Origin of the sequence: Sphingobium sufflavum (genome assembly GCF_021403115.1) — a bacterium.
GTDB classification, from domain to species: Bacteria; Pseudomonadota; Alphaproteobacteria; order Sphingomonadales; family Sphingomonadaceae; genus Sphingobium; species Sphingobium sufflavum.
In genome coordinates, this window is sequence record NZ_JAJSSH010000021.1 from 28,020 (window position 1) to 50,766 (window position 22,747).

At 66.3% G+C, this 22,747-nt stretch carries 20 protein-coding genes; 10 read left to right on the forward strand and 10 right to left on the reverse strand.

The features are described 5' to 3' along the window. Positions 1-82 precede the first annotated feature (82 nt). Together LWE61_RS19695 and ubiG are read right to left on the reverse strand one after the other, a co-directional pair. Complete coding sequence (locus LWE61_RS19695; protein ID WP_234152371.1) at positions 83-1,231, reverse strand: mechanosensitive ion channel family protein; 1,149 nt, start codon at positions 1,229-1,231, stop codon at positions 83-85. A gap of 172 nt (positions 1,232-1,403) precedes the next feature. Further along, entirely contained in the window at positions 1,404-2,141 is a 738-nt protein-coding gene (gene ubiG, locus LWE61_RS19700; protein ID WP_234152354.1) for a bifunctional 2-polyprenyl-6-hydroxyphenol methylase/3-demethylubiquinol 3-O-methyltransferase UbiG, read from the reverse strand. Positions 2,142-2,247: 106 nt separating this feature from the next. Between ubiG and LWE61_RS19705 the strand changes: the two genes are divergently transcribed. Continuing rightward, complete coding sequence (locus tag LWE61_RS19705) at positions 2,248-3,522, forward strand: aspartate kinase (protein ID WP_234152355.1); 1,275 nt, start codon at positions 2,248-2,250, stop codon at positions 3,520-3,522. 11 nt (positions 3,523-3,533) lie between these two features. Further along, positions 3,534-4,547: an NAD(P)H-dependent flavin oxidoreductase gene (locus tag LWE61_RS19710; protein ID WP_234152372.1), complete on the forward strand. Its 1,014-nt coding sequence runs from the start codon at positions 3,534-3,536 to the stop codon at positions 4,545-4,547. Positions 4,548-4,607: 60 nt separating this feature from the next. On the opposite strand, the gene LWE61_RS19715 is transcribed toward LWE61_RS19710, so the two are convergent. Further along, positions 4,608-6,005, reverse strand: coding sequence for an alginate export family protein (locus LWE61_RS19715; protein WP_234152356.1), 1,398 nt, complete (start codon positions 6,003-6,005; stop codon positions 4,608-4,610). Between the two features lie 294 nt (positions 6,006-6,299). On the opposite strand from LWE61_RS19715, the gene ptsP reads away from it, so the two are divergent. From ptsP to ftsH, 5 genes are all read left to right on the forward strand, one after another. Then, positions 6,300-8,516 (forward strand): phosphoenolpyruvate--protein phosphotransferase, encoded by a 2,217-nt coding sequence (gene ptsP, locus LWE61_RS19720; RefSeq protein ID WP_234152357.1) that lies wholly within the window; start codon positions 6,300-6,302, stop codon positions 8,514-8,516. A gap of 125 nt (positions 8,517-8,641) precedes the next feature. After that, on the forward strand, positions 8,642-9,790 hold the full coding sequence (locus LWE61_RS19725; RefSeq protein ID WP_234152358.1) for a helix-turn-helix domain-containing protein: 1,149 nt from the start codon (positions 8,642-8,644) through the stop codon (positions 9,788-9,790). A 70-nt stretch (positions 9,791-9,860) separates the two neighbouring features. Beyond that, positions 9,861-10,793, forward strand: a complete 933-nt coding sequence (locus LWE61_RS19730; RefSeq protein ID WP_234152359.1) for a tetratricopeptide repeat protein — start codon at positions 9,861-9,863, stop codon at positions 10,791-10,793. A gap of 43 nt (positions 10,794-10,836) precedes the next feature. Next, entirely contained in the window at positions 10,837-11,769 is a 933-nt protein-coding gene (gene tilS / locus LWE61_RS19735) for a tRNA lysidine(34) synthetase TilS (RefSeq protein ID WP_407696274.1), read from the forward strand. Positions 11,770-11,832: 63 nt separating this feature from the next. Beyond that, complete coding sequence (gene ftsH, locus LWE61_RS19740) at positions 11,833-13,782, forward strand: ATP-dependent zinc metalloprotease FtsH (RefSeq protein ID WP_234152361.1); 1,950 nt, start codon at positions 11,833-11,835, stop codon at positions 13,780-13,782. A gap of 366 nt (positions 13,783-14,148) precedes the next feature. Here ftsH and LWE61_RS19745 read toward each other — a convergent pair whose 3' ends face one another. Then, positions 14,149-15,183: an SRPBCC family protein gene (locus tag LWE61_RS19745; protein ID WP_234152362.1), complete on the reverse strand. Its 1,035-nt coding sequence runs from the start codon at positions 15,181-15,183 to the stop codon at positions 14,149-14,151. Between the two features lie 80 nt (positions 15,184-15,263). Between LWE61_RS19745 and LWE61_RS19750 the strand changes: the two genes are divergently transcribed. Beyond that, positions 15,264-15,884, forward strand: a complete 621-nt coding sequence (locus LWE61_RS19750; RefSeq protein ID WP_234152363.1) for a DUF3800 domain-containing protein — start codon at positions 15,264-15,266, stop codon at positions 15,882-15,884. 261 nt (positions 15,885-16,145) lie between these two features. On the opposite strand, the gene rpoZ is transcribed toward LWE61_RS19750, so the two are convergent. Beyond that, positions 16,146-16,490 (reverse strand): DNA-directed RNA polymerase subunit omega, encoded by a 345-nt coding sequence (gene rpoZ, locus LWE61_RS19755; protein ID WP_234152364.1) that lies wholly within the window; start codon positions 16,488-16,490, stop codon positions 16,146-16,148. Between the two features lie 200 nt (positions 16,491-16,690). Here rpoZ and LWE61_RS19760 point away from each other — a divergent pair, with 200 nt between their 5' ends. Next, entirely contained in the window at positions 16,691-17,878 is a 1,188-nt protein-coding gene (locus tag LWE61_RS19760; RefSeq protein WP_267961930.1) for a phospholipase D-like domain-containing protein, read from the forward strand. On the opposite strand, the gene LWE61_RS19765 is transcribed toward LWE61_RS19760, so the two are convergent. Genes LWE61_RS19765 through dapF form a run of 5 tightly spaced genes read right to left on the reverse strand, consistent with a single transcriptional unit; the run spans position 17,859 to position 22,236 of the window. Continuing rightward, positions 17,859-18,530, reverse strand: coding sequence for a class I SAM-dependent methyltransferase (locus tag LWE61_RS19765; RefSeq protein ID WP_234152366.1), 672 nt, complete (start codon positions 18,528-18,530; stop codon positions 17,859-17,861). The genes LWE61_RS19760 and LWE61_RS19765 overlap by 20 nt on opposite strands. 51 nt (positions 18,531-18,581) lie before the next feature. Continuing rightward, a complete protein-coding gene (gene ispZ, locus LWE61_RS19770; protein ID WP_234152367.1) occupies positions 18,582-19,193 on the reverse strand; it encodes a septation protein IspZ in 612 nt (203 codons plus the stop codon). Between the two features lie 31 nt (positions 19,194-19,224). Then, positions 19,225-20,172, reverse strand: coding sequence for a signal recognition particle-docking protein FtsY (gene ftsY / locus LWE61_RS19775; protein WP_234152368.1), 948 nt, complete (start codon positions 20,170-20,172; stop codon positions 19,225-19,227). Further along, entirely contained in the window at positions 20,165-21,415 is a 1,251-nt protein-coding gene (gene mtaB, locus LWE61_RS19780) for a tRNA (N(6)-L-threonylcarbamoyladenosine(37)-C(2))-methylthiotransferase MtaB (protein WP_234152369.1), read from the reverse strand. Before mtaB ends, ftsY begins: the two co-directional genes overlap by 8 nt. Beyond that, a complete protein-coding gene (dapF, locus tag LWE61_RS19785; RefSeq protein ID WP_234152370.1) occupies positions 21,412-22,236 on the reverse strand; it encodes a diaminopimelate epimerase in 825 nt (274 codons plus the stop codon). The genes mtaB and dapF overlap by 4 nt, the downstream gene beginning before the upstream one ends. A 203-nt stretch (positions 22,237-22,439) precedes the next feature. Between dapF and LWE61_RS19790 the strand changes: the two genes are divergently transcribed. Continuing rightward, a partial coding sequence (locus tag LWE61_RS19790) for a 3-hydroxyacyl-CoA dehydrogenase NAD-binding domain-containing protein (RefSeq protein ID WP_234150808.1) occupies positions 22,440-22,747 on the forward strand: 308 nt, incomplete at its 3' end.

Genomic DNA, 22,747 nt, shown 5'->3' on the forward strand with positions numbered 1-22,747 from the left:
CCGGTCATGCTATCGCTCATCCTCCCATCTTGTCCCGTCGCCGCCATTTCCTGTCGTGCGCCGGAGTCGATGGACAGAGAGCCTAGGGGCTTTTGCGGTCGACGCCAGCCTGCGCCGCATCGCCGAGGCGGTGATTGTGCCGGGCGTCGTCGCGGTCGTCATAGGGCAGGACCATCCGGCCATCGGGCGCGGCGGTGAAGCTGGTCTGGGTGGGATAAGCGAACTCTATCCCCTCCGCATTGAAGCGTTTGAGGATGGCGAGCGCGACGCGGTGCCGGGTCATGAAATAATCCGCCGTGTCGGGATCGGGCACGTCCAGTTCCAGCTCATAGTCCAGCGAGCTGGCGCCGAAGCCGATCATGCCCGCATGGATGAAGACCTGGCCTTCGCCCTCCACCACCTGCTTCAGCATGGCGGGGATGGTTTCGGCGACATCGGTGGGTGTCTGGTAGATGATGCCGAGCGCGAACTTGATGCGGCGGCGCTCCAGCGTCTGGAGGCTGGTGATCTCTTTTTGCAGGAGCTGCGCGTTGGAGATGATCTTGCGCTCGCCGCTCATGGCGCGCAGGCGGGTCGATTTCAGGCCGATGCGTTCCACCCGCGCGGTGGTCTGGTCATAGGTGATGACCTCCCCCTGACGGAACGGCTTATCGAAGATGATGGAGAGGGCAGCGAACAGGTCCGAGAAGATGCCCTGCGCCGCGAGGCCGATGGCGATGCCGCCGATGCCGAGGCCCGCGACAAGGCCGGTGACGTTCACGCCCAGATTATCGAGCACCACGATGGCCGCGATGGCGAACAGCCCCACCGTCACCAGGAGGCGGATGATGCCCATCGCGTTGCTGAGCGTGTCATTGCCGGTTTCCGGGGCGGCGTTGCGCTGGATCAGGCCAAGGATGATCTCCCGCGCCCACAGCGCGACCTGGAAGGTGGCGACGATGGTGAAGAGGATGCGGATGGTGCCGCTGAGCCATTCGGGCGGGTTGGCATAGCCCATCACCATCCGCGCCGCGACGAGCATCAGGAAAAGGTGGGAGGTGCGCGCGATGGCGCGGCCCGCGACAATGCCGAGCGAGTGCGGGCTTTGCTGCCCCAGCCGGCGCCCGGTACGGCGCGCGAGGTTGAGCGCGAAATAGATGAGGACGGCGGCGCCGACCGCGATGGTGATGTTCAGCCAGTGCGTGCCGAGCCATCCGCCGATGTCGATCACCGCCTGCTGGGGCGATTGCATCGACAGGTCGAACTGCTGTTCGGCGCGTGCGGCCTCGTTGGTGATGGTCTGGGTGGTGGGCGACGCCATGCGCGCTCCTCAAAAAAACTGGACCTCTATGGCCACTCTGGTGATGGCTCGTTCGCCTTGCTAACCGATCGGGACCGAAATGGCTCCCGGTGGCGCCGTGACCCTAGGCCAGAGGCACGGCGGTCATCAGATAGTTGATTCCCATGTCCGGGCTGCGCTGGAAGCCGCGATCCGGGCGGAAAGCGATGCCTTCGCGGTCGATGACCTGCATCGACGATGCGGTGAGATGCGCCTCCATCTCGTCCGGCGTCAGGAAGCGGTGCCAGTCGTGCGTGCCGCGCGGCACCAGGTTCAGACCCTCGCCGATGGTGATCATCGTCAGGCGCGACAGCGGCGTGCGGTTGGGGGTGGAGAGGATCAGCAGGCCGCCGGGCGCCACCAGCCGGGCGAGATGGCCGATGAACAGCGCCGGATCCTCCACATGCTCGACCACCTCCATGCAGGTGACGAGGTCATAAGGGGCGTCGGTCATCGTCTCCACGCTGCCCGTGCGATAGTCGATGGGGAGACGGCCCTTGTCCGCATGGGCGCTGGCCACGGTGATGTTGGCGGGGGTCGCGTCGATGCCCGTCACCGCCGCGCCCAGCCGGGCGAGCGGTTCGCACAGCAGGCCCGCGCCGCAGCCCACGTCCAGCGCGCGTCGGCCCGCCAGTGGGCGTATGTTATGATGGTCGAGCGACCAGTGCGCATCCACCCGTTCCCGGATATAGGCGAGGCGCACGGGGTTGAGCTTGTGCAGCATCGCGCTGCTGCCGCGGGGGTTCCACCAGTCCGCCGACAGGGTGGAGAAATGCGCGACCTCATCCGGCCTGATCGTCGACTTGTCCGCGTTGCTTGCCATGGCCGATCCTGCTGACTAAAGGGGGCGCCTGTTGGGGGACGGACGGCATGCGCCATCCGTGCCTCGCTCCTTTAACCCAATCTGCGGGAAAGCAAACGGCAAAGCCATGGCGCGGATCGTAATGAAGTTCGGCGGAACGTCGATGGCGGGGATGGATCGCATCCGCAACGTCGCAGCCCGCGTCAAACATGTTGTCGAGCAGGGCAATGAGGTCGCTGTCGTCGTGTCCGCCATGGCGGGCGAGACGAACCGGCTGGTCGCCTTCTGCGAGGACGCAAGCCCCCTCTATGACCCCGCGGAATATGACGTGGTGGTGGCGGCCGGTGAACAGATCACCAGCGGCCTCCTCGCCATGACGTTGAAGGCGATGGGCGTGGATGCGCGCAGCTGGCTCGGCTGGCAGATGCCCATTCGCACGGTGGAAGCGCATGCGAAGGCGCGTGTCGAGAGCATCGACACGACCGCTCTGGACGCGGCGATGAAGGCGGGACAGGTCGCGGTCATCCCCGGTTTTCAGGGGCAGATGGCGGATGGCCGTGTCTCCACGCTGGGCCGTGGCGGTTCCGATACGTCGGCGGTCGCGGTTGCGGCGGCGGTGAAGGCGGATCGCTGCGACATCTATACCGATGTGAACGGCGTCTACACCACCGACCCGCGCATCGTTGCGCGCGCCCGGAAACTGGACCTGGTGACGTACGAGGAAATGCTCGAACTCGCATCGGTAGGATCGAAGGTTCTCCAGACCCGCTCCGTTGCTTTGGCGATGAAGGAAAAGGTGCGGGTGCAGGTGCTCAGCAGTTTCGACGACCCGACACAGGATGAATTGCCCGGCACCCTCATCGTCAGCGAAGAGGAAATCGAGGCCAAACTCAACAAGGATGCGAACGTGGAACGCCAGCTTATCACCGGCATCGCCCATGACAAGAATGAGGCGAAGATCATCGTCACCCGCGTGCCGGACAAGCCGGGCGCCATCGCCAACATCTTCGGCCCGCTCGCCGACGCCAGCATCAATGTCGACATGATTATCCAGAATGTCGGCCATGAAGGCGCGGAGACGGACGTGACCTTCACCGTGCCCGGCGCGGACCTTGCCCGGTCGCTCGACATCCTCGCCAGCCGCAAGGACGCGATCGGCTACACCAGCCTGATCTCCGACTCAAAGGTCGCGAAGGTCAGCGTCGTGGGCGTCGGCATGAAGAGCCATGCGGGCGTCGCGGCGATGATGTTCCAGACGCTGGGCGAGCGCGGCATCAATATCCAGGCGGTCGCGACCAGCGAGATCAAGGTGTCCGTCCTGATCGACGAGGATGAGACGGAACTGGCCGTGCGCGTTCTCCACACGACCTACGGCCTCGACGCGGATCAGCCACCAGCGTGAGCGTATTGCCCCTGAGTGGCCGTGCGCGCCTGCGCGAACTGGAAGCGCGTGGCGCGGCCTTCCTCGGTTGCGACCATGCGATCCTGTGCGGCGCGATGAGCTGGGTCTCCGAACGCAATCTGGTCGCGGCGATCAGCAATGCGGGCGGATTCGGTGTGATCGCGTGCGGCGCGATGACGCCCGAATTGCTGGATGCGGAGATTGCGGGCACCAAGCTCCTCACGCAAAAGCCGTTCGGCGTGAACCTCATCACCATGCATCCGCAGCTGTTCGACCTGATCGAGGTCTGCACGCGGCATGAGGTCGGCCATGTCGTGCTGGCGGGCGGCCTGCCGCCCAAGGGCAGCATCGAGGCGATCAAGGCGTCGGGCGCAAAGGTCATCTGCTTCGCGCCCGCTCTGTCGCTGGCCAAGAAGCTGCACCGGTCGGGCGTGGATGCGCTGGTGATCGAGGGTATGGAGGCGGGCGGCCATATCGGCCCGGTCGCCACCAATGTGCTGGCGCAGGAAATCCTGCCCACGCTGGCCGACGAACTGCCGATCTTCGTCGCGGGCGGCATCGGCCGGGGCGAGATGATCGCGAGCTTTCTGGAGATGGGGGCGGCGGGCGTGCAGCTGGGCACGCGCTTCGTCTGCGCGACGGAGAGCATCGCGCATCCGGCGTTCAAGAAGGCGTTCCTGCGCGCCAACGCCCGTGATGCGGTGTCCAGCGTTCAGGTCGATGCGCGCCTGCCGGTGATCCCGGTGCGCGCGCTGAAGAACACAGGCACCGAGGCGTTCACCGCCAAGCAGCGCGAAGTCGCGCAGATGCTGGACGATGGCAAGGTCGACATGGGGCAGGCCCAGCTGGAGATCGAGCATTATTGGGCGGGCGCGCTGCGCCGTGCGGTGATCGACGGCGATGTCGAGAATGGATCGCTGATGGCGGGCCAGTCGGTCGGCATGGTGACGAGCGAGGAGCCGGTCACGGCGATCATCGGCACGCTGCTGGAGCAAGCGGCGGCGGCCCTGGCGCGGATGAAATAAGTCAGGCGCATCCAGACAGAGGTATGAAAGGGGAGAGGGCGAACCTCTCCCCTTTTTCATTCAATAGCTCGCGGTCAGGGCAATCGCGATATAGCGGGTGTCGCCGGTGCGGGGGGCGTTGGGGGCGTCCTTCAGGAAACGGCCCTTTGCGATATAGGAGGCGTTGACCTCCGCGCGCAGGGCCTTGGGGATCGCCCACCAGCGGATGCGCCCGTCGAAGCTGTGCCCGGCGAAATTGCCCGCCGCGCCCGTCGCATCGCGCACCCCCGTGGTGGAAAAGCTGTCGAAGCGGTTGGCCAGCCACATGGGGTGATAGCTGGCCATGCCGTCCAGCCGCTTGCCGGGCGCGGCCTCGAAACGGACGCCGGGCGTGCTGATGTTGGTGCGACCGATGGCGGCATAAATGCCCGACGGCACGAAGTCCGCCCGGCGCATGCCATATAGGGTGTCGAAGCGGCCCATCTTGCCGCCGGGACCGTCGCCGCTGGCATAATCATATTCGAGCGAGACGCGCGCCTTCAGGCTGCCGGGAAAGATGTAGCCGACATCGGCGTGGACGAACCATGCGGACACATCGGACCGGGCGGCGGTCAGGGCGGTGCCGCCGCTGGCGGTGCCGAACTGGTGGATACCCTCCACCTCATAATCCCATTTGCCGGGGACGGGGTCGGACATCAGCCGCGCGCTGACGGAGGACAGGCGGCGGTCGCGCGAGGGGCGGCCTGGCGCGTCCTTCTCCGCAAAGCCGACATAGGCGACCTCTCCCATGGCCCGGCCGACCAGTTTCTGCCGGGACAGGAAGGCGCCCCAGAGCTGGGTGTCGAAATTCTCCCTGTCCATCTGCACCTTGCCGCGCCGGAAGGACGCCAGATCCTCCGGCAGGCGGCTTTGGGGCAGGACGTAGAGGACGGTCGCGGCGAGGCCATTGGCCAGCTTCGTATCGGCGCGGATGCCGGTGTAGCCGTTGGTGGTGTTGCGATAATCGTCCGCCGCGATCAGGCGGCGCGCGCCGATGTTCAGCATCATGCGGCCCATCTGCACACTGGTCTTGCTGCCCTTGCCGAACAGGTTGGGCAGGGCGACGGTGACATGGGCCTGCACCAGTTCGAAGGTGTTCACCTCATTGGCGGTGACGACGCTGCCCGCCTGGATGCCGGAGACGCGGCTGTCCCACAATTCCCCGCCGATCTTCACATTGCCGGTGCGATATTCGGCGGTGATGACGGTGCGCAGGCTGACCAGATCCTCTGACTCGCCGAACCCGGCGCGCGCCTGACCGCCCAGCGCCTCATAACGCAGCCGGGTCGCGCCGCTGATCGTGAAATCGCCGGGGTTGCCGATGGCGGATTGCAGGGTAGGGGTGTCGCCCGCCTTGGCACCGGCGGCTGCGGGCAGGGCCAGCAGGGCGGATGCCAGCAACAAAGCGGCCAGCGGGCGAGGGGGCGTCGATAAGCGCATGCGTGTTCCTTCGGCCTTCGCGAGGAAGGTTCATAAAGGCAACGCTTGGGCGAAAGACTCTCCGCCTGATCGGGAGGTTGCATCGACCCGATGGCGTGTGCCGATAGCTTTCCCTTGTGCCCTTATCAACCCGTTCGACGACCGTTTTTTGCCTGATTATGTCGAAGGCGCACTCTTATAGCGGACCTCTTATATTTCTGTTAGCATCGCGACATGAACGCATCCGTACCCCCTTTGAATGCCCTGTCCGCCGTTGCCTCAGCACGTAAAATTCTGCAACGTCTCCATGATGTTATGGCCGCCCGTACCAACGCGCAGGCAAAGCTGAACAAGGTCGTCGAAATCATCGGCGAGGAGCTGACCAGCGAAGTCTGCTCCATCTACCTGCTGCGCGAGGGATTGCTGGAACTGTTCGCGACGCAGGGCCTGAAGCAGGAAGCCGTCCATGTCACCAAGCTGGCGCTGGGCGAGGGCCTGGTCGGCACCATCGCGCAGAATGTCGAAACGCTGAACCTGGACGAGGCGGCGGCCCACCCGGACTATGCCTATCGTCCCGAAACGGGCGAGGAACTGTTCCACAGTTTCGCGGGCGTGCCTATCGTGCGGCGGGAGAAGGCCGTGGGCGTTCTGGCCGTGCAGCATGTCGAGCCGCGTCCCTATCAGGAGGTGGAGATCGAGGCGTTGCAGACGGTCGCCATGGTGCTGGCCGAACTGATCGCCAATGCGGGGCTGATCGACCTGAACCCCGGCGAGGAGCGGCGGCTGGATACCGGCACGGGCGTGGTGCAGGGCCTGCAACTCGTCATGGGCATGGCGCGGGGCCATGCGGTGTTCCACCAGCCGCGCGTCGTGATCGAGCATACCGTCGCGGAGGATATTGAGGAGGAACGTCAGCGGGTTATCAGCGCCTTCTCCAAGATGCGCGAACAGATTGAGCGGATGACCGGCTCCGCCGAATTCGGCGTCGATGGCGAGCATAAGGAGGTTCTGGAGACCTACAAGATGTTTGCCTATGACGAGGGCTGGGCGCGGCGCATCAATGAGGCGATCGACAGCGGCCTGACCGCCGAAGCGGCCATTGAGCGGGTGCAGCAGCGCACCCGCATGCGGATGCGGCAGATCGACGACCCGTTGCTGCGCGATCGCATGCACGATCTGGAGGATCTGGCGAACCGGTTGCTGCGCATCGTGTCGGGCCAGCTGGGCACGGCGGCGTCGATGGGGCTGCGACAGGACACGATCCTGATCGCGCGGAACCTCGGCCCGGCGGAACTGCTGGAATATGACCGGCGGCGGCTGAAGGGCGTGATCCTGGAGGAGGGGTCGCCCACCGCCCATGTCATCATCGTCGCGCGCGCCATGGGCATTCCGGTGATGGGCCGGATGCGCGATGTCCGGCATCAGGTGAATGACGGCGACCTGATCCTGATGGATGTGACGGAAAATCGGGTGGTCGTCCGCCCCTCCGCCCCAATGGACGAGGCGTTCGACGCCAAGCTCTCCCTGACGCAGAAGAAGCGCGCCGCTTATGCCGCAATGCGCGACCTGCCGGCGGTGACGCGTGACGGCGTGCGGATCGAGCTGATGGTCAACGCGGGGCTGCGCGACGATGTGGCCGCCATCGACGTGACCGGCGCGGACGGCATCGGCCTGTTCCGCACGGAGTTCCAGTTTCTGGTCTCCGCCACCCTGCCACAGCGCGAGCGGCAGCAGCGATTGTACCGCGACGTGCTGGACGCGGCGGGCAACAAGCCGGTGATTTTCCGCACCGTCGACATCGGCGGCGACAAGGCGCTGCCCTATCTGCGCAGCGAGGACAGCGATGGCGAGGAGAACCCCGCTATGGGCTGGCGCGGGTTGCGGCTGGCGCTGGAACGCGACGGGTTGATGAAGGTGCAGGCGCGCGCGCTGCTCGACGCGGCGGCGGGCAAGACGCTGAACGTCATGTTCCCGCTCATCTCCGAACCTTGGGAGATGGAGCTGGCGCGCAAGATCTTCGACGAGCAGCGCGACCTGCTGGTCGCGCAGAAGCACAAGCAGCCCAACGCCATCAAATATGGCGCGATGCTGGAGGTGCCCGCGCTGGCGGAGGTGCTGGACCAGTTGCTGCCGATGCTCGACTTCCTGTCCATCGGCACGAACGACCTGACGCAATTCCTGTTCGCCGCCGACCGGGCGCATCCGAAGCTGTCCGAACGCTATGACTGGCTGAGCATCGCGATCATGCGCTTCCTCAACCGTATCGTGCTGGCCTGCCGCGAGCATAAGGTGCCGGTGGGCGTGTGCGGGGAGATGGGTGGCCGCACCATCGACGCGATGGCGCTGCTCGGCCTCGGTTTCCGCCGCCTGTCGATCACCCCGGCGGCGATCGGTCCGGTCAAGTCGATGATCCGCTCGCTGGAACTGGCGCCGCTGGAGACGGAGATGCAGGGGCTGCTGACAAGCGGCGTCCGCACCGTGCGGCCCGCGCTGCTGCAATGGGCGGCGGACAAGGGCGTGGAAGTCGGCTGAACCGGCGCCCTATCGGATCGGCCGTTGGCGTCGAGGCGTGAACGGCCCTTAACCTCGTTGACATCATGGCGACGCTGGTGTGACAAGACGCACGGGCTCGCATTGCGGAAATCTTGGATAAAATCATGGACAGCGAAACGGAGGGGCAGCCGCACGAAGCCGTGGCGACTGTGACCGCAAGCGCGCAGATGCGCGCTGCGCGAGAGGCCGCGGGCCTGCCACTGGAGGAGGTGGCGGCGCGGACGCGGGTGCCGCTGCGCCATCTGGAAGCCCTGGAGCGGGGCGACTTCGCGGCATTGCCGGGCATCACTTATTGTGCGGGTTTCGCACGGGCCTATGCGCGTGCCGTCGGGCTGGATGAAAAGGCGCTGGTCGCCAAGGTCCGGGAGGAAATCGACACGGCGGGCGATTTTTCCGCCGCCGACGCCTATCAGATCGACGAGCCGACCGATCCCGCGCGCGTACCCCCGCGCAGCCTGGCCTGGGTAGCGGCGATCGCGGGCCTGATGCTGGTCAGCGGCTATGGCCTGTGGCGCATGCAGATCAACACGCCGCCGGGCGAGGAGGCGCTGACGGAAGCGCCCGTGGTCGCACCGCGCGGCGTGCCGCAGGCGCAGCCCGCGCCGCAGCCGGTCACCACCGGGCCGGTCGTGCTGACCGCCGTGGAGGATGTGTGGCTGCGTATCTATGACGCGGATGGCAAGTCGCTGCTCATCAAGACGCTGACCAAGGGCGAGAGCTTCACGGTGCCCGCCGATGCGAATAATCCGATGATCCTGACGGGGCGGCCCGATGCGCTGGCCGTGACGGTCGGCGGACGGGCGATCCCGCCGCTGGGCACGGCGGAGCGGACGATTTCGGACGTGCCGATCAGCGCGGCGGCGCTGCTGGCGCGTGGCGTGGCTCCGGCGGCGACGCCCGCAGCGGTGCCAGCGACGACGGCTCCGGCGACGGGGCAGCCCACCGCCGCCACCGCGCCGCAGACGGGACAGGCACGACCGGCGCAGCCCGGTGCGGTGCAGGGGCAGGCGGCGCGTGCGCCAGCCGCCGCCACGACCGCGCGTCCCGCGACGGGAGCGGGCCAGACTGTCGGCCAGTCCGCACGACCGCAGCCGGCCGCACGGCCCCAGCCATCCTCGCGTCCCGCAACGCCGGCCCGGACGGAAACGCGCAGCGCGCCCGCGCCTGCCGCATCCGCCACGCCGCCGGGCGTCACGCCGACCCCGGCTCCTGCACCGGCCTCGCCGTCATCGGGTGACGCGCCCGGACAGTGATTCTAAGGTCGCATATTGCCGATCGTTACGCTTTCCCTATTGTTGGCGCCTGTTTCGCCGGAGAAGATTGATGCGTTTGCCCATAGTCGCGCTGCCCATGATGGCGCTGATGCTGTTGCCGTCCGCCGGGGCGCTGGCCCAGACGAGCGTGGAGGGCCGCGTCGGCCGTCTGGAACAGGAAATGCGGGCGGTCCAGCGCAAGGTCTTTCCCGACGGCGCGGGCAAATATTTCCAGCCGCAGGTGACGATCCCGACCGGCACGGTGGCTGCCCCCGGATCGCCAGCGTCGTCGCCGGTGACCGACCTCAGCGGCCGGGTGTCGGCGGTGGAGGAGCAATTGCGGACGCTGACCGGGCAGGTGGAGCAGAACAGCTTTAAACTGCGGCAACTGGAGCAGGCGTTCGCCCAATATAAGACCGACATGGCGGCCAGCGCCAGCAGCGCCGCCGCCGCGCACGTGCTGCCCGCCGTCAAGCCAGCAGCGCCTGTGGCCACAGGCAAGCCAGCGACACCCGCGACCAAGCCCGCAGCCGGTGGCGCTGCCGCCGCGTCCGGCGCGAACGAAGTCCGCAAGGCCGCCGTCGCCGCCATCGAGCGGCCCGAAACCGGTAATGATGCCGACGACGCCTATAATTATGGCTATCGCCTGTGGTCCGCGAAATTCCTGCCCGAAGCGCAGGCGCAGTTGAAGGCCACGGTGGAGAAATATGGAACCACCGGTGTCGCGTCGCGCGCGCACAACCTGCTCGGCCGGGCCTATCTGGACGATGGCAAATATGCGCTGGCGTCCGTCGCCTTCTATGACAATTACCAGAAGCGTCCGAAGGGCGACCGTGCCGCCGACAGCCTGACCTGGCTGGGCGAGGCGCTGATCCAGCTCAAGAAGCTGCCCGATGCGTGCAAGGTCTATCAGGAACTGAACGATGTCTATGGCGCGACCCTGCGGCCTGAGCTGAAGACGCAGGCGGAGAAGGGCAAGGCGCGCGCGAAATGCAGTGCCTGAACCCCTCCCGGAATTATCGCCGGATGAGGCGTCCGATCCGCTGATCGGGGCTTTTTCGGGCGGGCTGGCTGCTTTGCTTGGCCGTGCACCGCGGGAAGGCGAGCGTTTCGGCGTGGCCGTATCGGGCGGGCCGGACAGCCTGGCGTTGCTCGATCTGGCCGGGACCGTCCTGCCGGGGCAGGTGGAGGCCGCGACGGTCGATCATGGCCTGCGCGTAGAGGGTACGGCGGAGGCGGCGATGGTGGCGGAATGGTGCGCCACCCTTGCCATCCCGCACCGGACGTTGCGACCCGCTGAGCCGATTGGCGGGTCGGTGCAGGCACAGGCGCGGGCAGCGCGCTATGCGCTGCTGGATGGCTGGATGGCGGACCGGTCGCTCGACTGGCTGCTGACCGCCCATCATGCCGACGATCAGTTGGAAACCATGCTCATGCGGCTCAACCGGGCGTCGGGCGTGTCCGGCCTTGCCGGGGTCCGGGCGCGGCGGGGGCGAGTGCTGCGCCCGTTGCTGGGCGTTCGCAAGGCGGTGCTGGAGGCCCATGTGCGGGTGCGGGCCATCCCGCATGTCACCGATCCCAGCAATGCCGACGACCGTTTCGACCGCGCCCGGCTGCGCGGGATATTGGCGGGAGTGGACTGGCTGGACCCGGTGGCGGCGTCGCGCAGCGCGCAGGCGCTGGCGGACGCGGAGGCGGCCATCGAGTGGAGCGTGGAGCAGCTTTACCTCCGCCATGTCGCAGCGCGCGGCGATACGCTGGTGCTGACCGATACGGCTATGCCGCACGAATATCGCCGCCGTATCCTGCGCCGCATGGTCGCCACGCTGGCCCCCGACGCGCCCGAACCGCGCGGGGAACAAATCGAGCGGGCAATTCTTCAACTTTCCCATGGTAGCAAGCTGAGCATCGGCGCGTGCGTGGCGACGGGCGGAAGCGTGTGGACGATAAGGCGAGCGCCGCCGCGTCGCAGCGGCTGAACCCATGGCTCGCCTTGCGCTTTGCCGTAATCGGCCTATCTTGGGTCGTGAAAGAGAGACAGCATGAACGACGACAAGGACCCGCAGGCCAATCCCTGGGTTAAGAGCGCCCTTATCTGGGCGGGCGTGATTCTCGCGCTGCTGCTCTTTGTGACGATGTTCGACAGCCGGACTGCGACGCAGGGCGGCACGACCATCGCCTATTCCGATTTCCGGCAAAAGGTCGCCAATGGCGCGGTGAAAGAAGTGGCCATCGCGCCCGACCGCATCACCGGCACGCTGGACAATGCACAGCGTTTCTCGACCGTGCCCGTCGCCGATCCCGGCCTGACGACGCTGCTCGATGAAAATAACGTCAAATATAGCGGCGAGAAGGAGGAGCAGCCCAGCTTCTGGATGATCCTGCTGTATCAGTCGCTGCCGTTCGTCCTGATCCTGGGCATCGCCTTCTTCGTGCTGCGCCAGATGCAGAAGGGCGGCGGTGCGTCCGGCGCGATGGGCTTTGGCAAGTCCAAGGCCAAGCTGCTGACCGAAAAGCATGGTCGCGTCACCTTCGACGATGTGGCCGGTATCGACGAGGCGCGCGAGGAATTGCAGGAAATCGTCGAATTCCTGAAAGACCCGACGAAATTCGCACGGCTGGGCGGCAAGATCCCCAAGGGCGCGCTGCTGGTCGGTTCGCCCGGCACCGGCAAGACGCTGCTGGCCCGCGCCATTGCGGGTGAGGCGGGCGTGCCCTTCTTCACCATCTCCGGTTCGGATTTCGTCGAGATGTTCGTGGGCGTCGGCGCGAGCCGCGTGCGCGACATGTTCGAACAGGCGAAGAAGAACGCGCCCTGCATCGTCTTCATCGATGAAATCGACGCGGTCGGCCGCCATCGCGGCGCGGGCCTCGGCAATGGCAATGACGAGCGCGAGCAGACGCTGAACCAGCTTCTGGTCGAGATGGACGGTTTCGAGGCCAATGAGGGGATCATCATCGTCGCGGCGACCAACCGTCCCGACGTGCTCGACCCCGCGCTGCTGCGTCCCGGTCGCTTCGACCGTCAGGTTGTGGTGCCCCGTCCCGACATCGACGGCCGTGTCAAGATTCTGGAAGTCCATATGAAGAAGGTGCCGCTGGCGCCCGACGTGGACGCCCGCACTATCGCGCGCGGTACGCCCGGCTTCTCCGGCGCGGACCTTGCCAATCTCGTCAACGAAGCGGCCCTGATGGCGGCGCGCCGTTCCAAGCGCCTCGTCGCCATGGCGGAATTCGAGGCGGCCAAGGACAAGGTGATGATGGGTGCGGAGCGCCGCTCCATGGTCATGACCGACGATGAGAAGAAGATGACCGCCTATCATGAGGCGGGCCATGCCATCGTCGCCTGTCATGAACCGGCGTCCGACCCGATCCATAAGGCGACGATCATCCCGCGCGGTCGTGCGCTGGGCATGGTGATGCGCCTGCCGGAACGCGACAGCTACAGCTATCATCGTGACAAGATGCACGCGAACCTGGCCGTGGCGATGGGTGGCCGCGTGGCGGAAGAGATCATCTTCGGCTATGACAAGGTAAGTTCGGGCGCATCGGGCGACATTCAATATGCGACCAAGCTGGCCCGCGACATGGTCACGCAATGGGGCATGTCGGACGAACTCGGCCCGCTGCAATATGAAGAACCGCAGGGCGAGACCTTCCTCGGCTATTCGCAGAGCCAGCGCGTCCATATGTCGGACGAGACCGCGAAGCAGATCGACAAGGAAATCCGCCGGATCGTGGACAGCGGCTATGACCGCGCCAAGTCCCTGCTGTCGGAGCATGAGAGCCAGCTCCACTTGCTGGCCAATGCGTTGCTGGAATATGAGACGCTGTCGGGTGACGAGATCAAGGCGTTGCTGGAGCGGGGCGAGATCGTTCGTGATGGCGGCTCCGTGCGGCCTGCGGCGGTGCCCGTGACCGGCACGTCGATCCCTAAGAGCGGCGGCAAGCGCAGTGGTCCCTTTGGCGATCCGAGGCCGCAGGGTGTCTGATCTGCCCTGATGCGATATGATAGCAGATAGAGGAGGGGAGGGCTGAGGCTCTCCCCTTTTGTTTCGGGCTGATAGTTTGCGTGCGGTCGTACGGCAGGGTTCGGCGGGTGATGCGGTGACGCCGCTGCGGCAGCTTGTGGGCAGGGTGGTGAAAGGCAGCGCAACCCTGCCGGCGTAGTGAGGTTTACAGGCGCCTGTCATCTTTGAGTGCAGCCCACCGTCATCCCCGACTTGGTCGGGGGGGAGGGCGCTGATCTGAGGGCATCAAGGCATGCAGCGGGGCCTGGGATCAAGTCCGGGATGACGAAAGTAGGAGCATAGCCAGCCCTCATTGTCTTTCGCCATCCAGCGCAGTCTCATCAGAATTTACAGGGCGGTGGGCCGCCCAGCGTCCGCGTGTTGCTCCGCCCGCGCTTTTATCAGGGCGAGCAGATTATTCTCCAGATCGCCGAGGAACAGCTCGCCCCACAGGCGGGAATAGGCGTTGACCGGCGTCTGGATGCGATATTGGGTGGAGAGGGTCAGACGGGTGCGGCCGCCGCCTTCCGGGCGCATCTGGTAGCCGCCGGTGGTCACGCGGAAATAGGGGGAGTTGGGCATCAGATGCCGGTCCGTATAGGCCCAGCCCGCAACATCGTCGAAGAGGAAGCGCCATGCGATGACGCGCCCCGGAACCCAGTGGGTGATCCGTTCGCGGAAGCGGACATGATGGCCCCAGTCCGCATGGCGATCCGCCCCCACGCCTTCGCCCACCAGCCGCGCACCGAGGGGGCGGGGCACGCCGATGACATCCTGCGTGATGTTCCAGCGGCCCTCGTCTGGCCGGACATCGGGGATGCCGCGCAGCATGGGCCAGATGCGTTCCGGCGGCGCAGCGATGACGATGGACCGGGAAACGTCCGCCATTTCCGCAGGCAGGGGGATATGCGGTTCGACCTGCATCGCAACCAGCGGCAGCGCGAGGATAGCGATACAATAGCTCTGCCGGTTTCGGATACGCTTGCGCATCTTGTACGTCGCCAGCGACCCGGCCAGCCCGGACACCATCCACAGGGGGGAGAGAAGGATGACGCAGATCACGCCCTCTCGCAGCAGGACGAGGGAAATGGCCACCACTGCGCCCAGCACCCAGAGCGGGATGGAGAGATAATAGCCAACGGTCCGCCGCCCCTGCGGGTCGATGACATAGGAGAGGAAGGCGCAGATAGCGGCGGGCAGGAACAGCAGGAAGCTGAAACTGACCAGCCCACCATTGGGCTGTACCGCCTCGATCAGCCAATAGATGCCGAGCGCGACGCTGCTCGCCACGATGCAGGCGCCAATGATCCGGGCGATGGTGCTGGGCGAGGACGGGGGCGGGGCCGATGGCTCTGGCCCGTCTGCCTGTTCCTGATCGTCCATCTGCGCGTCCTTTCGGCTTCGTCTGGCGTGGGCCGGATGCTTACCTTATCCTGCCTGCATCGTTTCGATAAGGAAAAGACGTGCCGATATACATAGATGAAAGCGGCGGCCTGCCCGCGGGCGCGATGACCATGGCGGGGGTGGAGATAGAGGAGGATGCGGCCGAGGCGCTGCTGGCCCGGTTTGGCGCGGTCAGCGGCCTGCATGGCGAATTGAAGGGCAGCCGTATCGAATTGATCGAACGGGCGATGGTGCTGGAGCTGCTGGAGCGGTTCGGTGGCCGGGCGCGCATTTGCGCGGTGGACCGCGCCGCGCTGGGCGACAGGCCGTTGCCGCGTGACCTGGATGTCTATGTGGCGCTGCTGAAGCAACTGGTCGAGGACTGGCTGCCGGAAACGGATGGATGCGCGAATTTCGTGGTGGACGAGGGGCGCTATGACCTGCTGATCCAGGAGCGGGTGCGGGTGGACGTGGCGACCTTGCTGGATAGCTGCGGGGTGGTGCGGATGGTCAACAGCCGCGCCTCCGCAGGGGTGCAGGTGGCGGATGTGGTGGCCAACTGCTTCTTCAACCTTGCCATCCACTCGACCCGCGCGGAGCGGATCGGGCGGATCGTCGCGCCGTTCGTGGAATCGCAGATTCTGCGCCTTGCGCCGCTGCGTCTGCCGATTGTCGGGACGGCGGTGGGTATGCGGGGCTGAAGGGACGGGAGAGACGCGCGATGGCTTGATTTCGGTCGTGGGTCTGTCCTGTGCCGTGCAGCAGGTGTGGATGCTTCCGTTTCGGGAAGGGGGCGTGCGGTGATCGGATAAGCCTCAATTGGCTTATCGTTTGTGGGCGCGCGGGCCATCACAGGTTCGCGGTTGGGTTCCATCTCCATCCCGCATCGCCCAAACGGCAACGGCCCGCTCACCTGTGCAGGGAGCGGGCCGTCGATGGGTCGGTCAATATGACGGGAGCGATCAGCCCTCGTAATCGCCGCCGATATTATGGTTGCGCGGCGGTGTCGCGGCGGTGAGGCGCAGCGCCTCCGCCGAGCGGGCCAGCGAGCCGATCTCATCCGGCGTATCGTCGTCGTCGATCTGCACCTTCTGCATCGAACCGATCAGGTCGGCCTTCAGATCGTCCGGCAGGATGGTCTCCTCCGCGATTTCGCGCAGGGCGACGACGGGGTTCTTGTCGCGGTCACGGTCCAGGGTCAGTTCCGCACCGCCCGAAATGGAGCGGGCACGCTGGGCGGCCAGCAATACCAGGTCGAACCGGTTGGTGACCTTGTCGATGCAATCCTCGACGGTAACGCGCGCCATAATGCTGATCCTGAAATTCTGGGATGACGGGAAGTCCGACCCGCTAGCAGCGGTGAGGGAGCAAGTCAAGTTTTTGGCGGAACAGCGCGCGGACCGGAGCAGTTGGCAAATGGCCGGGGCTGGCGCACTATGGGTCGGTCCGGGGTGATTGCAGGAAACAGGGAGAGAATGTGGCCGCGAATCCCGACATGTCGGATCGGATGACGCCGGGCAGCGTGGCGGCGACGGATGCGCGCGCGCCTGACCCGGCGGCGACGGTCGATGGCACAGGGCTGAGCCTGATCGAGACGGGGCCGGAGAGGCTGGCCGCGATGCTGGGCCTGATCGAGGGCGCGCGGGAGCAGCTGTGCCTCTATTTCTATATCTTCCATGGCGAGGGGGCGGGGGTGCTGGTCCGGGACGCGCTGATCGCGGCGTGCGGGCGGGGGGTCGCGGTCACGCTGATGATCGACGGGTTCGGGTCGGCCGCCACGTCGGACATGTTCTTCACGCCGTTGCGGGATGCGGGCGGACGTTTCGGCCGGTTCGGCACGCGCCGGTCCACCCGCTACCTGATCCGCAACCACCAGAAGATGGCGATCGCGGACGGCCGCCGGGCGATGATCGGCGGCTATAATGTCGAGGACGGCTATTTCGCCGGTGCCAGCGACCCGGAGGGCTGGTGCGACCTGGCGCTGCTGGTCGAGGGACCGGCGGTGGAGCCGCTCCAGCACTGGTTCGACGGGCTGGCCCATTGGGTGCTGGACAGCCGGCAAGGCTTTCGCGCGCTGCGGCGGCTGGTGCGGCACTGGCGGCATGGGACGGGATCGCTGCAATGGCTGATGGGCGGGCCGACGGTGCGGCTGAACAGTTGGGCGCGGCGGGTGAAGGCGGATTTGCAGCATGCCCGGCGGCTGGACATGATCGCGGCCTATTTCTCGCCGGGGCACAGCATGTTGCGGCGGATGATGCGGATCGGCGAGCGGGGCGATGCGCGGCTGATCGTCCCGCTGCGCTCCGACAATCTGATGACCATCGGCGCGGCGCGGCACCTGTATGGGCGGATGATCCGTCGGGGGATGCGCCTGTATGAATATGAACGGTGCAAGCTGCACATGAAGCTGATCGTGGTGGACGACATCGTTTATGTCGGGTCGGCCAATTTCGACAAGCGCAGCCTGTTCCTGAACGTGGAACTGATGCTGCGGATCGAGGATGCGGGCTTTGCGGCGGTAGCGCGCGCGCTGGTGGAGCGGCGGGAGGCGGAGAGCCGCCGCATCGACGAGACCGCCTATCGCGCGATGACCGGGCCGGTGGCGCGGCTGCGCTGGCTGGTCAGCTATCTCATTGTCGGCGTGATCGACTATACGGTCACGCGCCGCCTGAACTTCAGGAATGAGCCGCGCTGACCGCCCGCTCCTCGACAATGTCCGCTCCCGCTGGCTTGCGCGCGCGCATCAGCCGGGCGGGCGGGATGCAGCGCCATTCGCGGCCCACGTCCACGCGCGCGAAACGGGCTTTGAGCCAGGGCAGGACGAACAGCGAATATTGATAGACGAGGAATGCGCCGCCGGGGGCCACCGCTCGTTCCGTCGCGGCGATGATCGTCTCGCCCACGCCGGGGGGCAGGGTGGAGAAGGGCAGGCCGGAGAGGATATAGTCCGCCTGCGTCCGGCCATGCGCGGCGAGGATCGCCTCCACGTCCGCCGCCGATCCCTCCACCGCTTTCAGCCGTGGGTCGGGCATCCGGGTGCGCAGATGCTCCACGAACACCGGATTGGGGTCGATGGCGATCAGCAGCAGGTCGGGATGGGCGCGGGCGAGGATGCTGCGCGTGAAAACGCCTGTCCCCGGTCCATATTCGACGAAGGTGCGGCAGGCGCTCCAATCGATGGGGTCGAGCAGCGCGTCGATCGCGGCCTGCGAGGTTGGGATGATCGACCCGACCGATTTGGGCGAGGCGAGAAATTGGCGAAAGAACAGCAGGGCGGCGGCGGGAAGCGTGGGGCGCCCGTCATTGCGTGCGTCGTTCGGGCGACTGGCTCGGTCGGACTTGTCCATCCGGCATCTCTCCTGATTATCTGTTCTTGGCGGCTGCGAAGGGAAGGCGGTCTATTGCCCCTTGTCCTCGCCCAGATCCAGCCCGTTGCGCAGCAGCATCGGCACGTTCGCGACGGCAAAGAGCATGGAGACGATGGTGATGCCCCAGACCTTGACCGACAGCCAGTTGTCGAAGGACAGCGATGCGCGCATGGCCTCGTTCGCGGCGGCCATGCCGATGAAGAAAAAGCCCCAGTTGCGTGACAGCTTGAGCCATCCCTGTTCGGTCAGCCCCTTATAGGCCGCCCCGAGCAGATATTTCAGCAACGGCTTTCCGCGCAGCCAGCCGCCCAGCAGCATGACGGCGAAGAAGCTGTAGATGATGGTCGGCTTGATCTGGATGAACCGCTCGTCCCGGAAATAGATGGTGAGCGACCCGAAGAAGAGCACGAGGATGGCGGAGAGCCACAGCATGGGCGAAACTTTGCCCAGCTTCACCTTCGACACCAGCACTGCAACCGCGATGGCGGCCATGAAGGCGGCGGTGCCGACGATCATGCCGACGATTTTATAGGCGACGAAGAAGATCAGCAAAGGGCCGAAGTCGAGCGCCAGCGGCAGCCAGCTTTCCTGCTTCGCGGGCACGGGTGCGATGACGGGCGCGCCATCGGTGGGCGTCTGCATCGCCTTATCCTCGCTGTGCATATCGGTGGGATCAGCGGGCATAGGCCACCCCGGCAATGGCCCGCGCCAGTTCGGCGGGGTCGAAGGGGCGCAGGTCGTCGATGGTCTCGCCCACGCCGATGGCGTGGATGGGCAGGCCCTGGGTGTCTGCGGCCGCGACCAGCACGCCGCCGCGCGCGGTGCCGTCCAGCTTGGTCATGACAAGCCCCGTGACCTTTGCGACATCGCGGAAAACGTCGATCTGATTGAGGGCGTTCTGGCCCGTCGTCGCGTCGAGGACGAGGACAATGTCATGCGGCGCATCGGGGTTCAGCCGGCCCAGCACGCGCCGGATCTTGTCCAGTTCGTCCATCAGTTCCCGCTTGTTCTGGAGACGGCCCGCCGTGTCCACGATCAGCACGTCGGTGCCGACGGCGGTTGCCTGTTTGACCGCCTCATAGACCAGACCGGCTGCGTCGCCGCCTTCCCGGCCGGAGACGAGGGGCACGCCGATGCGGTCGGCCCAGACTTTGAGCTGGCCAATGGCGGCGGCGCGGAAGGTGTCGCCCGCCGCCAGCATCACGCTATAGTCCTGTTCCTGCAGCAGATGCGCCAGCTTGGCGATGGTCGTGGTCTTGCCGGAGCCGTTAACGCCGATGACGAGGATGACATGCGGGCGCGGGAAGGCATCGATTTCGAGCGGCTTGGCGACTGGCGCCAGCACTTTTTCGATTTCTTCCGCGATGATCTCGCGCAGATAATCCTCGGTCAGTTCGCGGTTGTAGCGCCCCTCCGCCAGCCGTTCGCGGATGCGTGCGGCCATGCGCGGGCCGAGGTCGGTGACGATCAGCGCCTCTTCGATCTCGTCGAGGGTCTGATCGTCCAGCGCGGCCTTGTTGAACAGGCCCGTGATATTCTCGCCCAGACGGTCGGACGTGCGGCGCAGGCCGCCGAACAGCTTGTCGCGCCAGGATCGGTTGGGCGTGTCGGGGTCAGTCATGGCCGCTCTCTTGCGCGATCAGCCCGTCCGCCTCAAGTCCCGTGACGCGCGCGCTAACGATTTTCCCCGGCTGGGCGGGTGCGGACAGGCGGACTGGCGCGAAGTTGGCGGCATGGCCATGGTTGCCGCTGCGTTCGACCAGCACCTCGACCCGGTCGCCTATTTGGCGGGTGAGCCATGCAGTTCGCTGCTCCGCGCAGGCGGCGCGCAGGCGGGCTGCACGCTCTCGGACTATGGGCGGGGCGACCGGTGGCATGCGCGTCGCGGGGGTGCCGGTGCGCGGCGAATAGGGGAAGATATGGCCATGGACGATGCGGCAGTCCGCGACGAGGGAGAGGCTGTTGTCGAACATCGCCGCATCCTCGGTGGGGAAGCCCGCGATGATGTCCGCCCCGATGGCGATATCCGGGCGGCGTTCGTGCAGGCGGGCGACGAGGTCCACCGCCTGCGACCGGCTGTGGCGGCGCTTCATCCGCTTCAGGATCATGTCGTCGCCCGCCTGGAGCGAGAGGTGGACATGGGGCATGACGCGAGCCTCGCCGGTCAGCAGGTCGAACAGGCGCTCGTCAATCTCGACCCCGTCGAGGGAGGAGAGGCGCAGGCGGGGCAGATCCGGCACGCCTTTCAGGATGCGCTCGACCAGCAGGCCCAGTGTGGGGGTGCCGGGCAGGTCATGGCCATAGCTGGTGACGTCGACGCCGGTGATGACGATCTCCGCTATGCCGGTGTCGACCAGCCGCCGGACTTGATCGACCACGGCCCCGGCGGGCACGGAGATGCTTGGCCCGCGGCCATAGGGGATGATGCAGAAGGTGCAGCGATGATCGCAGCCGTTCTGGACGACGACAAAGCCGCGCGTCCGGTCCGAATAGGCGCTGGCCATGTGGGGCGCCACGTCGCGGACGGTCATGATGTCGGCCACCTGCGCCTTCGGCCCCGTCTCGCGCCCGAAGCCGTCGGCGAGCAGCTTTTCCCGGTTGCCCAGCACCCGGTCGACTTCCGGCATGGCGGTGAACATGGCGGGGTCGGTCTGGGCCGCGCAGCCGGTGACGATCAGCCGTGCATCGGGACGGCGGCGGCGCGCCTTGCGGATCGCTTGCCGGGTCTGGCGCACCGCCTCCGCCGTGACCGCGCAACTGTTGACGATGATGAGGTCGTCGGCATCCCCCGCCAGTTCCGCCATGGCGGAGCTTTCCGCGATATTGAGGCGGCAGCCGAGGGTGATGATCTCCGGCGCGGTCAACCCGGCCGACCCGGATCGCCCAGCGCGGCAAGGTCTATGGTGCCGTCGAAGACATGGGTGGCGGGGCCGGTCATCTGGATGGTGCCGCCGGGCCGCCAGTCGATGACAAGGTCGCCGCCGGGCAGGGTAACGGTGACGGGACCGGTGCACAGCTTGCGCCGGATCGCGGCGACGGCGGTGGCGCAGGCGCCGGTGCCGCAGGCGCGGGTGAGGCCCGCACCGCGTTCCCAGACGATCAGCCGGATATGCGTCTTGCTCAGCCGCTGGGCGAAATTGACGTTGACGCGCGCGGGGAAGAGCGGGTCCGTCTCGATCAGCGGGCCGAGCCGTTCGATGTCCACCGCGTCCAGATCGTCCACGAAGAAGATGACATGCGGGTTGCCGACATTGACGGCGGCGGGGGCGGGCAGATCCTCCCAGCTCGCCGCCATGGTCAGCGTGTCCATGGCATAGGCCAGCGGGATGGCGTCCCAATCGAGGCGCGGCGCGCCCATGTCCACGCTGGCCCCGTCACCCGCATGACGGGCGTCGAGCAGGCCGGCCTTCGTCTCCACGATGACGTCGCGCCCGACGAACAGGGGCACGCAGCGGGTGGCGTTGCCGCAGGCCTCGACCTCGCTGCCGTCGCTGTTGAAGATGCGCATGGCGACATCGCCCTTGTCCGACGCGCCGATCAGGATGAGCTGGTCGCAGCCCACCCCGCTACGCCGGTCGGCAATGGCGCGGGCAAGGGCAGGGGGCATCGCCAGCGGGCTGGTCCGCTCGTCGATCACCACGAAATCATTACCGAGGCCGTGCATCTTGGCAAAGGGACGTGTCATGCCGCTGCATGTAGGGATGGCGACTCGCCGAGTCCAGTTGCGATCATGGCGGTCGTCGCGCTGCCTCTCGCGGATCTTTTGCTGCGCGCTGTAATCGAACTTAAAGATTATTGTTGGAGAGCATGGCCTCTGTATTCACATATCGTGCCGCAATGAAAGCTGGCGGCGCGTCCTGATGATCTTAATCGACGGAGCGGTCCTTCATGAGAATCACGATGATTGGTTCGGGCTATGTTGGCCTTGTGTCCGGGGCCTGTTTTGCGGATTTCGGTCATGACGTGATCTGCGTGGACAAGGACGACCGCAAGATCGCGGCGCTGAAGGCGGGGCAGATCCCGATTTTCGAGCCGGGGCTGGATCATCTGGTGGCGGGCAATGCGGCGGCGGGTCGGCTGTCCTTCACGACCGACATCGCGTCGGCGGTGGCGGGCGCGGACGCGGTGTTCATCGCGGTGGGCACGCCCTCGCGTCGCGGCGACGGCCATGCCGACCTCAGCTATGTCTATGCCGC

Excerpts from the sequence above, each read along its gene's own strand:
- ftsY (WP_234152368.1), bottom strand. The coding sequence starts at position 20,172 with ATGACTGACCCCGACACGCCCAACCGATCCTGGCGCGACAAGCTGTTC.
- ubiG (WP_234152354.1), bottom strand. The coding sequence starts at position 2,141 with ATGGCAAGCAACGCGGACAAGTCGACGATCAGGCCGGATGAGGTCGCG.
- LWE61_RS19730 (WP_234152359.1), top strand. The coding sequence starts at position 9,861 with ATGCGTTTGCCCATAGTCGCGCTGCCCATGATGGCGCTGATGCTGTTG.
- LWE61_RS19705 (WP_234152355.1), top strand. The coding sequence starts at position 2,248 with ATGGCGCGGATCGTAATGAAGTTCGGCGGAACGTCGATGGCGGGGATG.
- rpoZ (WP_234152364.1), bottom strand. The coding sequence starts at position 16,490 with ATGGCGCGCGTTACCGTCGAGGATTGCATCGACAAGGTCACCAACCGG.
- ftsH (WP_234152361.1), top strand. The coding sequence starts at position 11,833 with ATGAACGACGACAAGGACCCGCAGGCCAATCCCTGGGTTAAGAGCGCC.
- dapF (WP_234152370.1), bottom strand. The coding sequence starts at position 22,236 with ATGACACGTCCCTTTGCCAAGATGCACGGCCTCGGTAATGATTTCGTG.
- LWE61_RS19715 (WP_234152356.1), bottom strand. The coding sequence starts at position 6,005 with ATGCGCTTATCGACGCCCCCTCGCCCGCTGGCCGCTTTGTTGCTGGCA.
- LWE61_RS19695 (WP_234152371.1), bottom strand. The coding sequence starts at position 1,231 with ATGCAATCGCCCCAGCAGGCGGTGATCGACATCGGCGGATGGCTCGGC.
- LWE61_RS19760 (WP_267961930.1), top strand. The coding sequence starts at position 16,691 with ATGACGCCGGGCAGCGTGGCGGCGACGGATGCGCGCGCGCCTGACCCG.
- ptsP (WP_234152357.1), top strand. The coding sequence starts at position 6,300 with ATGGCCGCCCGTACCAACGCGCAGGCAAAGCTGAACAAGGTCGTCGAA.
- LWE61_RS19725 (WP_234152358.1), top strand. The coding sequence starts at position 8,642 with ATGGACAGCGAAACGGAGGGGCAGCCGCACGAAGCCGTGGCGACTGTG.
- ispZ (WP_234152367.1), bottom strand. The coding sequence starts at position 19,193 with ATGCAGACGCCCACCGATGGCGCGCCCGTCATCGCACCCGTGCCCGCG.
- LWE61_RS19765 (WP_234152366.1), bottom strand. The coding sequence starts at position 18,530 with ATGGACAAGTCCGACCGAGCCAGTCGCCCGAACGACGCACGCAATGAC.
- LWE61_RS19745 (WP_234152362.1), bottom strand. The coding sequence starts at position 15,183 with ATGGACGATCAGGAACAGGCAGACGGGCCAGAGCCATCGGCCCCGCCC.